A 12,996-nucleotide genomic window follows, 5' to 3' on the forward strand; every position below is an offset into this window, starting at 1 on the left:
TGGATGAAGCCGTGGATGACGCCGCGCCCGCCTTGACCCTGACACGGTGGGAGACGATGTCGTAGGAGACGTCATGATCAGTATCGGAGACTTCGCCCGCTACGGCCGGGTGTCGGTGCGCATGCTGCGCCACTACGACGCCCTCGGCCTGCTCCGGCCCGCCCGCACCGACCCGTACACCGGCTACCGCTGGTACGAGGCCGGGCAGCTGGCCCGGCTCAACCGCATCGTCGCGCTCAAGGGGCTCGGCTTCTCACTCCAGCAGGTCGGGGAGATCCTCGACGAGCGGGTGAGCGGCACCGAGCTGCGCGGCATGCTGCGGCTGCGCCGCGCCGAACTGGCGGCGGCCATCGAGGCCGACGCGCGCCGGCTGGCCGGGGTCGAGGCGAGGCTCCGCATCATCGAGAGCGAGGGGCACATGCCCACCCACGACGTCGTCATCAAGAAGATCCCCGGCGCCCGCGTCGCCGAACTCACCGCGATCGCCGACAGCGCCTCCCCGGAGGCGATCGGCCCGGTCATCGGGCCGCTGTACGAGCGGCTGACCCAGCTGCTCGACCGGGCCGGCATCACCCCCACCGGGCCGGGGATCGCCCGCTACGAGCCGATCCAGGACAGCGAGGCCGTCACCGTGCACGCCGGGCTCCGGATCGCGGCCGACACCGACCACCCCGGGGCCCGCGCCCACGGCATCGCCATCGTCGACGTACCGCCGGTCGAAACCGCCGCCACCATCGTCCACCACGGCCCGATGGCGGAGCTGCTGCCCACCCTCCAGACGCTGGCCCGCTGGATCGAACAGCACGGCTACGCCTCCACCGGACACGCCCGCGAGCTGTACCTCCAGTGCCCGCCCGGCGACCAGAGCGACTGGGTGACCGAACTCCAGGAGCCGGTGGAACGCGTCTCCTAGGTCGTCACCGCGCGCCGAACAGCTCCAGCAGCTCCGTCTTGGCGAACATCCGGGCCGTGTCGATGGCCGACGGCCGGCCGGCCGCCGGGTCGGCGCCCGCCGACACCAGCGTGCGGACCACCTCCGTCTCGCCCTTGAACACCGCGCCCGCCAGCGGCGTCTGACCCCGGTCATTGGCCCGGCCGGGGTCGGCGCCGCGCTCCAGCAGCACCCGCACCGTGTCCGCGTGCCCGTGGTACGCGGCCAGCATCAGCAGGGTGTCGCCCTTGTCATTGCTGAGATTCGGCGGCACGCCCGCGTCCACGTACGCGGCCACCGTGGCCGTGTCCCCGTCCCGGGCGAGATCGAAGATCTTCGCCGCGAGCTGGAGCACCTCGGGATCGTGCGCGGGCTCGTGGCTCTCTGGGGACGTCATGCGAAATGCCTCCTGGGGACGGGAAGAGCGGGTGGGCCGGGGGCTCCAGCCTACGTACTCTGGCGGTCATGACCCCGCCGATGTACCGGATGGACCGGGTGATGCTCCTCGCCGGGCTGCCCCTGGTCCTCGACACCGTCGTGTTCGCGCTGCGGCGCGCCGAGGCGACCCCGGTCGTGCTGCTCGCGACCTGGCTGCTGGGCGCCGCCGCCTGGGCGCTGCTCGGCTTCCGGCACCGCCGGCCCATCCCGGTCGGCCTGCTCACCATGATCGCGGCGGGCGTCTACTACCCGATGTCCTCCCTCGACGGGGTGACGCCGGGCGTCGCGTTCGTCCTCGCCGTCTACACCATGTCCCGGGCCGGCCATGTCGTCGCCGCGATCACCCTCGCCGTCACCTCGATGCTGGCCATCACCTACGGCGAGTTCGTCGCCTCGGACGCCGGCCAGCGGCATGTCGACAACATGTCGATGGTGCTGTTCGAGGGCTGGTTCCTCGCCGTGATCGCCTTCGGCCACGCCATGCGGGTACGCCACGCCTACCAGCGGGAGAGCGAACAGCGCGCCGCGGTCGCCGAGCGGCTGCGGATCGCCCGCGAGATCCATGACGTGCTCGGCCACAGCATCTCGCTGATCAATGTGCAGGCCGGCGCCGCCCTGCACCGCAGCGCCAAACGGCCGGGGCAGACGGCGGAGCTGACGCAGGCGCTCGAATTCGTCCGGGACACCAGCAAGGACGCGCTGCGCGAACTGCGCGGCACACTCGGCATGCTGCGTCAGGCCGACGAGGAACCGGGCGGCGCGCCGACCTCGCCCACCCCCGGGATCGACCGGCTCGGCGAACTCGCCGAACGGGCCCGTGCCACCGGTCTGACGGTCACGGTCCGCACCGAGGACGGCAGTGCGTCGGGTACCGGCGTGGGGCCGAGTGTGTCGCTGGCCGCGTACCGGATCGTGCAGGAGTCACTGACCAACATCACCCGGCACGCGGCGGGGGCCACCACGGTGCTGATCGAGGTGCGGTACGCGGACGGCGCGCTGTTGATCGGCGTCGAGGACGACGGGAACGGCGGGAACGGCGGGAACGGCGGGAACGGCGGCCCGGGCCACGGCCCGGAGGAGCCGGGCACCGGCATCGGCGGGATGCGGGAACGCGCTCGCGCGCTGGGCGGCGAACTGACCGCCGGTCATACTGACTCCGGCTTCCGGGTCACCGCCCGGCTGCCGCTGACCACCCACCACCGGCCCACCGCCCTCGAAGGACACGCATGATCCGGATCGTTCTCGCCGACGACCAGCGGCTGGTCCGGGCCGGCTTCCGCTCGATCCTGGACGACGAGGACGACATCGAGGTGGTCGGCGAGGCCGGCGACGGCCACCAGGCGGTGCGGCTGGCCCGCGAACTGCGGCCCGACGTGGTGCTGATGGACATCCGGATGCCGGACCGCGACGGCCTCGCCGCCACCGGGGACATCGTCGCCGACCCCCGGCTGGACGGCGTCAGGGTCGTCATCCTCACCACCTTCGACATGGACGACTACGTGTACGGGGCGCTGCGGGCCGGCGCCTCCGGGTTTCTCGTCAAGGACACCGAGCCGGCCGAACTGCTGCACGCCGTACGGGTGTGCGCCCGGGGCGACGCGCTGATCGCCCCCGCCATCACCCGCCGCCTCATCGCCGAGTTCGCCGGCCGCGTCAAGCAGCCCGACCCCGGCCCGCGGCTGAACGCCCTCACCCCGCGCGAACGCGAGGTCCTCGCCCTGGTCGGCGCCGGCCTCACCAACGACGAGATCGCCGGCCGGCTGGTGCTCAGCCCCTCCACCGCCAAGACCCATGTCTCGCGCGTCATGACCAAGCTGGCGGTCCGCGACCGCGCCCAGCTGGTGGTGCTCGCCTACGAGTCCGGCGTGATCACCCCGGGCTGGCTCTCCTAGGACAGCCCCAGTACCACCACCGGGGTACGCGCCCGGCGCCGTCCGGCACCAGGGCCGTACCCCGGGTGTACGCCACGGGCCGACGCGCCCGCCCACACCCTGCCGCGACCGTAGGGGCGTGGACCTCCCCAGCCTCGAACTCCTCGCCATCGGCCTGCTCGGCGTCTTCACCGCCGGCTGCTTCGCGCCGGCCGGCGCCGGCCTTGGCCTGGGCATGCTGCTGCCGCTGCTGGGGCGGAACCGCGCCGACCGCGACCGGATCGCCGCCGCCCTCGCCCCGTACGTGCTGGGCGGCGGGGCGTGGCCGCTGGCCGCCGCCGGGGCGTTCTTCGGCTGCTTCCCCGCCCTGGCCCAGCAGGCGCTCACCGACCTGCTGCCGGTGCTCGCCGGCTGGGTGGTGCGCGACGCCGGGCTGTGGCGGCGGCTGCCCCGCCCGGGGCGCGGCGGCCGGGCGCTGCCGGACGTCCTGGTCTGCGCCGGCAGCTGGGCGGCGGTGGCCGGCTGGGGCTGGGCGCTGGCGGAACTGCTCGGCGGTACGGGCGGGGTGCGTGCGGCGACCGTCGCCGCCGTGGCGCTGCTGTTCGCCGCGCACGGCCTGGGGTTCGGGGCGCTGCGGCTGACCGGCGAGCCCGGCCGGCGGGCCCGGCAGCTGGCGGGTGCCAGGGGCGGGCGGCAGACGTTCGCGCTGACCGGGTTCGTCCTGGCGGCGCTGCCGCCGCTGGCCGGGGTGGCGGCCGGGGCCGCCCGGCCGCTGCGCGAGCACGCCGCGAGCATCCCGGTGCTCGCGCTGCTGGTGCCGGCGCTGACCGTCCTCCTCCTCGTGCTGCTCGCCGCCCAGTGGCGGCAGTGGCGCCGCGCGCCGCGCGCCCCCAACCGCCGCCCGCCCTTCTCCTTCTGACCCCTTCCTATGTCACGCGTCTTCATATCGAATCGCATGAGAAAGAGATGGACCATGACCGTCTTTGAACGGCTCGCCGGGTTCTCCCACCGGCACCGCTGGACCGCCCTCATCGTGTGGGTTCTCGTTCTGGCGGGCCTGTGGACCGGCGCCTCGGTGGCCGGCGACGACTACCGGCAGGACCACTCCATCCCGGGCACCGAGTCGCAGCGCGCGCTGGAACTGCTCACCGAACACGGCTCCGTCCAGGCCGGCGACACCCTGGAGATCGTCCTCCAGGACCCGGCCGGCCTGTCCGCACCCGCCGTCCGCGACCGGGTCGAGGCCATGCTGGCCGAGGTCGCCCCGCTGCCCGGGGTGGCCCAGGTGCGCGGCCCGTACGGGGACGGCGGGGCCGCGCTGTCGGCCGACGGCACCATCGGCTACGCCACCGTCGTCCTGGAGGTGAAGTCCGAGCAGCTGGCGCCGGCCGACACCCGGCGCATCCACGACACGGCCACCGCCGCCGCCGGTGCCGGGCTGCGCGTCGAGCTGGGCGGGGACGCCGCCCGACAGCTCGCCGAGGAGGACGGCGGCGGCGCCGAGGGGGCGGGCATCCTGGCGGCGCTGGTCATCCTGGTGTTCATGTTCGGCACCGTCGTCGCCGCCGGACTCCCGGTCATCACGGCGGTCTTCGCGGTCGGCAGCACCATGGCGGTGATCGTGCTCGCCTCGCACTTCTTCACCATCGCCGACTACACCCCGTACGTGATGATGCTGGTCGGCCTGGGCGTCGGGATCGACTACGCGCTGCTGATCTTCGCCCGCTACCGTTCCGAACTCGTCGCCGGCGCCGGGCCCGAGCAGGCGAGCCGTACCGCGCTGGACGCGGCCGGCCGCACCGTCTTCTTCGCCGGCTGCACCGTCATCCTGGCGCTGCTCGGCCTGGTGGCGCTGGGCCTGGGCTCGCTCCAGGGCATGGCGCTGGGCGTGGCGCTCACCGTGCTGGTCACCATGATCGCCTCGCTCACCCTGCTCCCGGCGCTGCTGGCGCTCTTCGGCGCCCGTTTCGCCCGCCAGTTCCCGGCCCGGGCGGCCAGGCGCGCCGCCAAGGGCAAGGCGGCCACCGGCGCGGGCTGGCGCCGCTGGGGTGCCGCCGTACAGCGCCGCCCGGTCGCGGTGCTGCTGGTGTCGGTGGCGGCGCTCGGCGCGCTGGCGCTGCCGGCCGCGCAGCTGCGGCTGGGCTTCGCCGACGCCGGCAACGACCCGGCCGGGTCCACCAGCCGGGAGGCGTACGACCTGCTGTCGCAGGGCTTCGGCCCGGGCTTCAACGGCCCGCTGATCGTGGTCGCGCAGGCGCCGGACGGTACGGGGACGGCCGCCGCCGGCGAGGCGTCCGCGCTGCTGGCCGACACCCCCGGGGTCGCCGCCACCACCGAGCCGATCCCGACCGCCGGCGGCGATGTCGCCACGGTGATCGTCTTCCCCGCCTCCGCGCCGCAGGACGAGGCGACCTCCGAGCTGGTGGCGGCGCTGCGCGCCGATGTGCTGCCGGGGCTGGCCGAACGGACCGGCGCCACTTACCTCGTCGGCGGCGCGACGGCCGCCGTCGAGGACTTCTCCGACACGGTCGCCGAGCGGATGCCGCTGTTCGTGGCGATCGTGGTCGGTCTCTCGGTGCTTCTGCTGATGGTGGTCTTCCGCTCCCTCCTCATCCCGCTCAAGGCGGCGCTGCTGAATCTGCTGTCCATCGGGGCCGCGCTGGGCGCGGTCACCCTGGTCTTCCAGCACGGCCTGCTGGGCTTCGAGCCGGGCCCGATCGAGGCGTTCATCCCGGTGCTGATCTTCGCCATCGTCTTCGGTCTTTCCATGGACTACGAGATCTTCCTCATCTCCCGCATCCACGAGGAGTGGAAGCGCACCGGGGACCACCGGGCGGCGGTCCGGGAGGGGCTGGCGCACACCGGGGCGGTCATTACGGCGGCGGGCGCCATCATGATCGTGGTGTTCTCCGCGTTCATGCTGAGCGCGGACCGGATGCTCCAGCAGTTCGGGTTCGGGATGGCCGTGGCGATCTTCCTGGACGCCGTGGTCATCAGGTGCCTCATCGTGCCGGCGGCCATGCGCCTGCTGGGCCGCCACGCATGGTGGCTGCCGGCCGGCCTGGCCCGCCTGCTGCCGGCGGTGGAACTGGAGAAGCACCAGCCGCCACGCCGGCCCCGGCCGCAGCACCAGAACTCCTGACCAGCGCCGCGTATCCGGCATAGGCGGCCTCTACAGCGCTGGGGCTGGGCACCCGGCCCAGCCCCAGCGGTTTGGCGGCCCGTCTCAGCACGGTGTTGACCGTTCCGGCCGTGCGTTCGAGTTGTTCGGGGAGGTCGGCGGCGGGCGTGGACCGTACTATCTGCGCTTGTCGTACGACGTCGGTGAAGACCGACTGCACGCGTTTGTACGCCAGATAGCGTGGCAGGTCCCTGGACACCGAGGCCGCGCCGCCCGGCAGCGCTGCCTCGACCGCCGCCGACCAGCGGTGGGTCAGCCCGCGCTGCCAGCCGGCCGGATAGCCCATGAGATGCAGATGGGTCGCGAGATCGTAGACGGGGTCGCCGAGCAGGGCGAGTTCCCAGTCGATGGTCCACAACTCCCCATCCGCCTCCCCGATGATGAGATTGTCGCGGTGCAGATCGCCGTGGAGCAGGCAGAACGGCCGGTCGGTGAGCTGGTCCGCCTCCCGGGCCAGTACCCCGTTCGGGCCGAGCACCGCCCCGCCGTCAATCCGCAGGGCGGCGAACAGCCGGTGCAGCTCGGGCCGGTGGACCGCGTACACCCGGGTGCGGGTGAAGCCGATCAGCCGGCGCAGGAACTCCCGGCTGGTACGGGGCCGGCGGGCGGGCGGGCAGCGGTGGACGAGTTCGAGCGCGCTGGGGCCGATCGCCGCCAGCTGCCCGAACAGGCCCATCAGCCGGGCCAGGTGCGGCTCCGGCAGCGGGGTGCCCGGGGGGTGCGGGCGGGAGAGGGTTTCCCCCTCGATGTAGCCGTGGACGCGCAGCCCGTCCTCGCCCACGTGGTGCACGGGCGGGATGTGGTCCATGCCGAGCAGGGACAGTTCGATCAGTACGTCCTCCTCCGCGGTGAAGCATCGTGGATCGAAGTGCGCCACGCCCGGACGCGGCCGGCCGGCCTTCAACCGGCCCAATCCGGCCAGTTGGCCTTGCGGGCTGAGCACGTGCCAGACCCGGTGGTGACCACCGAGCAGGGGCATTGTTGGTCTCGTCATGATCGGCTCCGAGAGCTGTACGGTCGCGAGGTAGCAGCACCGTACGCCCCCAGAGCCTCATGACATGAGGCAAAGCACTCAAATCACCCGTGAGTTGGGGCAATAAGCGCAGTCAGGACATGCTCCAGGGAGCGGGTGACATAATCGGCGCCCGCCCGGCGGAAGGCCACGGCCTGCGCGTCGTCCAGCGCGTAGCCGAGAAACTCCACTCCGGCGGAGCGGGCGGCGGCCAGATCCGTACTGGTGTCCCCGATCATCAGCGCCCGTCCGGCCGGGGTACCTGTGGAGCGCAGGGCGCGCAGTACGGAGTCGGGGTGCGGTTTGAGCAGCGTGATGTCGCGGGTCCGGCCGTGCACCCGGCCACCCACATATCCGGACAGCTGCTGGCGGCGCAGATAGAACTCCGCGGCCAGCGGGGAGTTGTTGGTGACGATGGCCACCTGGCGGCCCCGGGTGGACAGTGCGGCGATCAGCGGGGCGGCGTACGGGGTGGGGGCGGCGGTGGCGGCGGCGGAGATCTCCTCGCGGGTGAGGGCCGCCTCCATCCGCTGGACCACGGTGGGGGAGGGGTGGTGATGGGCGATGACCCGCAGTACCTGCTGCGGGTCGGGGGAGGCGCGTAACTGCGGGGTCAGCAGTGAGGCGGCGCCCAGCTCCACGGCCAGCGCCCGCAGTCGGTGGGCGATGGCATCGGCGGGCCGGGCGGCGAACAGGCGGCAGATGGGTCCGTCGAAGTCGAAGAGAACACAGTGGGCGTTACTGAGAAGTCTCCTCATCTAACCGAGTGTGAGTGGTTCCGAGATCGTTGACCAGAGGGACTCGAACCAGGCACGGGACTCGGTGACGTAGGCGGCCTCCTGCTCATCGCGGCTGTCCTTGTCGGACGAGTAGCGAAAGATCTTGGAGGACAGGCCCAGAACGTCGTAGATCTCCAGCTGTTCCTTCTCGTACTCCACGGTGCGCGGCACCACGGTGTAGTGCGCGGTGAGGGCTTCGGTGCCGTTGAGGAGATAGAGCTTGTGCAGCGGGGTGACGGCGATGGTGCGCAGTTCCACGCTGACCTCGGGGACGAGATGCATCTCGGCGAGGGAGTTGAGCTGGTGGCGCAGTGAGGTGGAGAAGGTGCGGGTGAGTTCGCGCAGCCGGGCGATGGGGCGCGGGTCGGCGGGGTCGGTGACCAGCCGGGGGAAGGCGAGCGGGGCGTCCCAGGAGGGCAGCAGCACGCGCACCGTGATGGAGCGTGGCTTGAGCTCACCGGCCGAGATCGCTATCAGCGGCCCGGCGAGGGCGGAGCTGAGGGTTTCGGTGGTGAGCGTGAAGGAGTCGATGGTCACCCGTTCGGCCTGAAAGGCGAGGGCGATCCGGTCGGCGACCTCGACGCCGGCCGGGCGCGGAGTGTCGGAGACCGGGGCGGAGACCACGGCGGGCGCCCCCCGGCCACGGGCGCTGAGAAAGCCGTCGCGTTCGAGTACGGCCAGGACCTGGCGGACGATGCCACGGTTGACGCCGAACTCCTCGGCGAGGGCGGCCTGGGTGGGCAGCCGGGAGTTCCGGGGCAGTTCGCCGGAGCGTATCCGGCTGCGCAGGGCCTCGGCGATGCGTTCTGGGGCGATCTCCTCGCTCACGCGGACACCTTACAACTTGACATCGGGTACGGAAGGTTGGCGCGAAAGAGTTTGGCCAGTTCGACCAACTGGGGATAACCATCTTAGAGTTGGTCGCCAACTCCACCAACTATCAAAAAGAAAACTGCCAGTTGTCGCCGATGTGTCGACGTGAGGGAGGGAACATGATCGTTTCAACCATCATCGCCGCTGCCTTCGCCATCGTGGTCGATCAGGCAGTGGAGATTCAGTTCGGGCTTCCGGGCGTGATCGGGTTGCTGATCCTGCGGACCGGGCTGCGCAAGCGCAACTTCACCTGCACCTGTGTCGGAATCACGGTGCTGGTGATGCTGGGACTGAACACGCTGTGAGTGGCGCCCCTGGCGCCCGGACCTGAGCCCGGAAGGGCTCAGAAACCGTCCGGACACCAGGGGCGCGCCCCCGCCGCCAGCAGGGCACCCGCCCGGAACGCGGCCCCCGGCGACTCCTCCTCGATCAGCCCGGCGGCGGCCAGCCGCACGGCGGACCCCTCACCCATCAGCAGCGTCGCCAACTCCCCCACCCCCAGGGTCAGCTCGGCGCTGCGCGTGGTCGGCACGCACTCCGCGCCCGCCGGGGACACGGTCAGCGCGAACCGCCCGCCGGCCAGCCCCAGCGGATCGCGTACCTCCAGCACCAGCTCACCGGTGGTGGCGTACGAACGGGCCGTCAGCAGGGCCGGCACATCCAGCGGGCGCAGCCACAGGAAGTCGCTCTGCGCGGTCAGCACGGCGGCCCGCGGGTCGGGCAGCAGTAGCGGCAGCAGATCGTCCGGGCCCCGCTGATCGGCGCGCAGCGTGGTGACCCAGTCGATGGACAGCAGAAACTCCCACAGGGCGCGCTGCGCGGCCGTGGTGGCGGCGATCAGCCCGTGCACGGTGAGGGTGTTGTCCGGCAGCTCGCCGTCCCACTTCTTGTCCGAGGTGTACTTCAGCAGCCCCTGCGGCACCCCGGCGCCGTCCCGGTAGAGCACATAGAACGCGTCCTCCCAGGTGTCATGGCCGAACCGCACCTCACCGGTGAACTTCTCCCAGAACAGCGGCTTGCGGTCGATCGCCCCCGCCTGACCGCGCCGGAACCGGTCGTGCAGCTCCGGGCCGATCTTGCGCACCTCGGCGCCGTCGACGTACGCGACGGTGCCGCCCTCCTCGGGCGGGGACCAGCGCGAGCCGAGCCCGGAGCGCGGCCCCTTGACGGTGAAGTTGGCGAGCGAGGCCGCCGGACCGTATCCGAATCGGCCATAAATCCGGTACTCGGCGGCGATGAGGGTGGCGGCGAGCGCCCCGCGCTCCTTCGCCTCGGCGAGGTCCGCGCCCATGAGCTGACTCAGCAGGCCCCGCCGGCGGTGGGTGGCGGTGACCGTCACGGCGGTCACGGCATTGACCCCGGCGACCGCGCCGCCGGGGAGGGTCAGCTCCTGATCGAAGCTCTTGAAAGTGGCGACACACAGCTCCCCGTCGAACACCCCGCGCGCCCGGTGGTACTCCTGCTTCTCGCGACGCAGCCGCAGCTCGTCCTCGGACAAGTGGAACGGATGCTGGAAGCCGAGCATGATGGCGCGGTTCCAGGCGTCGATATCGGCATCGTTGTCGCGGACAAAACGGGTGTTCAGGGCCATGCCCCGAGGCTAACCGGGCGGCCGAGCCCCTGGCCAAGGATTTTCCTCAGACGCGCCTGCCGACCAGCTCGGTGAGGATGCTCATGATCCCCTCGTGGTTGGTCTGCATCTGCCGCTCCATCTTGTCGAGCCGCAGATTCACCTCGGCGAACTGCTGATCCACTTTGACGAACTGCTGCTTCACCTCGGCGAACTGCTGCTTCACCTCGGCGAAGCCGGCCTTCATCTCCCGGCGCATGGAGGTCTGAGACTCAAGGAGCACTGCGTTGTTGACGCGCTGCTCCGACTCGAACGCCTCCAGTTTCTCCACCCGCCGCACGAGTGAGGAGGGCTCCAGGTGTCGCACGTTGTCTTCCATGTACTCGGTCACCCGTCCAGGTTATCCGTGATGGGGGAGTGCAGATCCGTTTCTTCGGCAATGAAACGGATCAGAAGATCGCCCGAATTTCACCTCTGTCAAACAGGATCCGTCGCCGTCACCCGCGCCGCCGCCGCGGGTCAGGCGAGGAGGTCGTCGACCTGGGCCTCGCCCTCCCGGTAGCGGCGGGCGATCTCGCCGCTGCACCCGTCCGCCGTGCGCTGGAGGGTCTGGCGGCGGCGGGAGACCTGGGCCTCGTAGCGGGCGAGCCGGCCCAACGCGTCGTGCAGTTCGTCGTCCGTGCGGGCCAGCAGATCCGACAGCTCCACCTCCGCCAGCATCTCCTCCGCCAGCTCCTGGTACTCCGCCCCGGCCGGCGGGCCCACCGTCACATGGCGGGCCGAGGACCGGTGCGGGGAGGGGCTGTCCGCCAGGATCTGCGGCAGCCGGTCCAGCAGCTCCGACTCCGGGTCGAGCCGCCGGCGCCGCTCCGCCTCCAGGATGTCGATCCGGCCCTGGAGCAGTCGGCGCACAAAGCTGAGATCGGCCTCCTCGCGCTGCGCCTGGCGGCGCAGCTCACGCAGCTCGGGCAACCGCAGCCGGCGCAGCCCCGCCAGGGAGTGCGCGGGCGCGCGGTCCGGCGCGCGGTCGGGGGCGTGCTCGCGTGGGCCGCTGCCCCACCGGGCGGGCGCGGTGGTATTGGCGACGGTGGTGGTGGCAGCGGTGGGCTGACCGGCAGGACCCGGTGTGATCATGCGGAATTGTCCCCTCATCCCCATTTCGGTGTGCTGGCGCGGTACGTACCCCGTGCCACGCATCGTGTCACTGTGTACCCACCCGGCGCAGCGTCTTCGCACGCATCCGGCCGCCAATCAGTGCGAGGGAACGTTCCGGCATGATGGCCGTCATGCGAGCAGTGGTGCAGAGGGTCGACGGGGCGCGCGTCACCGTGGACGGCGAGACGGTCGGCGAAATCGTTGGCCAAGGACTGTGTGTGCTGGTGGGCGCCACCCACGAGGACACCGACGCCCACGCGGCGCGGCTCGCCAACAAGCTGTGGACGCTCCGTGTGCTGGATGGTGAGAAGTCCTGTTCGGATGTGGGCGCTCCGTTGTTGATTGTTTCGCAATTCACACTCTACGGTGACGCTCGGAAGGGCAGACGGCCCACGTGGAACGCCGCCGCCCCGGGGGAGGTGGCGGAGCCACTTGTCGAGGGGTTGTGCGCTCATCTGCGCGCGCTGGGAGCGCACGTCGAGACGGGCCAGTTCGGCGCGAAAATGCGGGTCGATCTCACGAATGACGGACCGTTCACGGTTCTGCTGGAGGTCTGATGCGCCACCCGATCCACCCGGTCCACCCGATACGCCTCGCGGTCCCCGTGCTCGCCGTGCTGCTGCTGGCCGGCTGCGGCACCGAGCCGGCCACCCCCGCCCCCGCGCCGGAACCGGTGGACGGCGACGCCGCGGCCCCACCCCGGCCCCCGCTCCCGGAACCCGAGCGCCCCGAGTGCCCCGAGTCCGGCGTCCGGATCACCGAGGACTCCGGGGACGCGGCGATGGGCCTGCGGACCATGGGCCTGCGGCTGACCAACTGCGGCACCGAACCGTACGACGTGCACGGCTACCCCACCGTGCAGGTGCTGGACGAGGACGGCGACCCGTACGCCGTCAAGACCTTCCACGGCAGCGGCGGCATCACCACCGGGGTCCCCGACTTCGACGAAACCCCGCAGCCGATCACGCTCCAGCCCGGCGAGTACGCCATCTCCGGGCTGGTCTGGCGCAACACCGTCGACGACCTGACCCGGACCGTCGCCAACGGCGAACGTCTCACCATCAGCCCCGACGACCGCACCGCCGCCCAGCGCATCGCCCTCACCCACAGCGTGGACCTCGGCACCACCGGCCGCCTGGGCATCAGCCCCTGGCGGGAGCCCGAACCGGAAGCACCCCAGCCCTGA

The 12,996-nt window shown here is 71.8% G+C and carries 14 protein-coding genes and 1 pseudogene; 8 read left to right on the forward strand and 7 right to left on the reverse strand.

The window, feature by feature from the left end; translation table 11 throughout:
• Positions 1-73: 73 nt before the first annotated feature.
• Positions 74-913 (forward strand): MerR family transcriptional regulator, encoded by an 840-nt coding sequence (locus AC5WRL_RS07695; protein WP_496087590.1) that lies wholly within the window; start codon positions 74-76, stop codon positions 911-913.
• 4 nt (positions 914-917) lie between these two features.
• Here AC5WRL_RS07695 and AC5WRL_RS07700 read toward each other — a convergent pair whose 3' ends face one another.
• On the reverse strand, positions 918-1,328 hold the full coding sequence (locus AC5WRL_RS07700; RefSeq protein ID WP_496087591.1) for an ankyrin repeat domain-containing protein: 411 nt from the start codon (positions 1,326-1,328) through the stop codon (positions 918-920).
• 68 nt (positions 1,329-1,396) lie between these two features.
• On the opposite strand from AC5WRL_RS07700, the gene AC5WRL_RS07705 reads away from it, so the two are divergent.
• The 4 genes from AC5WRL_RS07705 (at position 1,397) to AC5WRL_RS07720 (ending at position 6,382) form a co-directional block, all read left to right on the forward strand.
• Positions 1,397-2,599, forward strand: a complete 1,203-nt coding sequence (locus tag AC5WRL_RS07705) for a sensor histidine kinase (protein WP_496087592.1) — start codon at positions 1,397-1,399, stop codon at positions 2,597-2,599.
• A complete protein-coding gene (locus tag AC5WRL_RS07710) occupies positions 2,596-3,261 on the forward strand; it encodes a response regulator (RefSeq protein WP_496087593.1) in 666 nt (221 codons plus the stop codon). The genes AC5WRL_RS07705 and AC5WRL_RS07710 overlap by 4 nt, the downstream gene beginning before the upstream one ends.
• Positions 3,262-3,379: 118 nt before the next feature.
• Entirely contained in the window at positions 3,380-4,159 is a 780-nt protein-coding gene (locus AC5WRL_RS07715) for a cytochrome d ubiquinol oxidase subunit II (RefSeq protein WP_496087594.1), read from the forward strand.
• Between the two features lie 54 nt (positions 4,160-4,213).
• A complete protein-coding gene (locus AC5WRL_RS07720; protein ID WP_496087595.1) occupies positions 4,214-6,382 on the forward strand; it encodes an MMPL family transporter in 2,169 nt (722 codons plus the stop codon).
• A 289-nt stretch (positions 6,383-6,671) separates the two neighbouring features.
• On the opposite strand, the pseudogene AC5WRL_RS07725 reads toward AC5WRL_RS07720, so the two are convergent.
• The 3 genes and pseudogenes from AC5WRL_RS07725 to AC5WRL_RS07735 all read right to left on the reverse strand — a co-directional run.
• Positions 6,672-7,415, reverse strand: a pseudogene (locus tag AC5WRL_RS07725) (aminoglycoside phosphotransferase family protein); the annotation flags it as partial.
• Between the two features lie 83 nt (positions 7,416-7,498).
• On the reverse strand, positions 7,499-8,191 hold the full coding sequence (locus AC5WRL_RS07730; RefSeq protein ID WP_496087596.1) for an HAD family hydrolase: 693 nt from the start codon (positions 8,189-8,191) through the stop codon (positions 7,499-7,501).
• Entirely contained in the window at positions 8,192-9,040 is an 849-nt protein-coding gene (locus AC5WRL_RS07735) for a winged helix-turn-helix domain-containing protein (protein WP_496087597.1), read from the reverse strand. It abuts the gene before it with no gap.
• A 164-nt stretch (positions 9,041-9,204) separates the two neighbouring features.
• On the opposite strand from AC5WRL_RS07735, the gene AC5WRL_RS07740 reads away from it, so the two are divergent.
• Complete coding sequence (locus AC5WRL_RS07740) at positions 9,205-9,390, forward strand: hypothetical protein (RefSeq protein WP_496087598.1); 186 nt, start codon at positions 9,205-9,207, stop codon at positions 9,388-9,390.
• A 38-nt stretch (positions 9,391-9,428) separates the two neighbouring features.
• Here the strand turns inward: AC5WRL_RS07740 and AC5WRL_RS07745 are convergent, their stop codons facing one another.
• The 3 genes from AC5WRL_RS07745 to AC5WRL_RS07755 all read right to left on the reverse strand — a co-directional run bounded on the left by AC5WRL_RS07745 (position 9,429) and on the right by AC5WRL_RS07755 (position 11,789).
• Positions 9,429-10,676, reverse strand: coding sequence for a GNAT family N-acetyltransferase (locus tag AC5WRL_RS07745; protein WP_496087599.1), 1,248 nt, complete (start codon positions 10,674-10,676; stop codon positions 9,429-9,431).
• 46 nt (positions 10,677-10,722) lie between these two features.
• Positions 10,723-11,046 carry a hypothetical protein gene (locus AC5WRL_RS07750; protein WP_496087600.1) on the reverse strand — a complete coding sequence of 108 codons (324 nt, stop codon included), beginning with the start codon at positions 11,044-11,046 and terminating at the stop codon, positions 10,723-10,725.
• A gap of 128 nt (positions 11,047-11,174) precedes the next feature.
• Positions 11,175-11,789, reverse strand: a complete 615-nt coding sequence (locus AC5WRL_RS07755) for an RsiG family protein (protein ID WP_496087601.1) — start codon at positions 11,787-11,789, stop codon at positions 11,175-11,177.
• Between the two features lie 152 nt (positions 11,790-11,941).
• Between AC5WRL_RS07755 and dtd the strand changes: the two genes are divergently transcribed.
• On the forward strand, positions 11,942-12,367 hold the full coding sequence (gene dtd, locus AC5WRL_RS07760) for a D-aminoacyl-tRNA deacylase (RefSeq protein WP_496087992.1): 426 nt from the start codon (positions 11,942-11,944) through the stop codon (positions 12,365-12,367).
• On the forward strand, positions 12,367-12,996 hold the full coding sequence (locus AC5WRL_RS07765) for a DUF4232 domain-containing protein (RefSeq protein WP_496087602.1): 630 nt from the start codon (positions 12,367-12,369) through the stop codon (positions 12,994-12,996). Before dtd ends, AC5WRL_RS07765 begins: the two co-directional genes overlap by 1 nt.

The organism is Streptomyces sp. NTD107 (assembly GCF_059510435.1).

What these genes read in the sequence shown, in the direction of transcription:
- AC5WRL_RS07695 (WP_496087590.1), top strand. Translation starts at nt 74, where the DNA reads ATGATCAGTATCGGAGACTTCGCCCGCTACGGCCGGGTGTCGGTGCGC.
- AC5WRL_RS07700 (WP_496087591.1), bottom strand. Translation starts at nt 1,328, where the DNA reads ATGACGTCCCCAGAGAGCCACGAGCCCGCGCACGATCCCGAGGTGCTC.
- AC5WRL_RS07705 (WP_496087592.1), top strand. Translation starts at nt 1,397, where the DNA reads ATGACCCCGCCGATGTACCGGATGGACCGGGTGATGCTCCTCGCCGGG.
- AC5WRL_RS07710 (WP_496087593.1), top strand. Translation starts at nt 2,596, where the DNA reads ATGATCCGGATCGTTCTCGCCGACGACCAGCGGCTGGTCCGGGCCGGC.
- AC5WRL_RS07720 (WP_496087595.1), top strand. Translation starts at nt 4,214, where the DNA reads ATGACCGTCTTTGAACGGCTCGCCGGGTTCTCCCACCGGCACCGCTGG.
- AC5WRL_RS07730 (WP_496087596.1), bottom strand. Translation starts at nt 8,191, where the DNA reads ATGAGGAGACTTCTCAGTAACGCCCACTGTGTTCTCTTCGACTTCGAC.
- AC5WRL_RS07740 (WP_496087598.1), top strand. Translation starts at nt 9,205, where the DNA reads ATGATCGTTTCAACCATCATCGCCGCTGCCTTCGCCATCGTGGTCGAT.
- AC5WRL_RS07745 (WP_496087599.1), bottom strand. Translation starts at nt 10,676, where the DNA reads ATGGCCCTGAACACCCGTTTTGTCCGCGACAACGATGCCGATATCGAC.
- AC5WRL_RS07755 (WP_496087601.1), bottom strand. Translation starts at nt 11,789, where the DNA reads ATGATCACACCGGGTCCTGCCGGTCAGCCCACCGCTGCCACCACCACC.
- dtd (WP_496087992.1), top strand. Translation starts at nt 11,942, where the DNA reads ATGCGAGCAGTGGTGCAGAGGGTCGACGGGGCGCGCGTCACCGTGGAC.
- AC5WRL_RS07765 (WP_496087602.1), top strand. Translation starts at nt 12,367, where the DNA reads ATGCGCCACCCGATCCACCCGGTCCACCCGATACGCCTCGCGGTCCCC.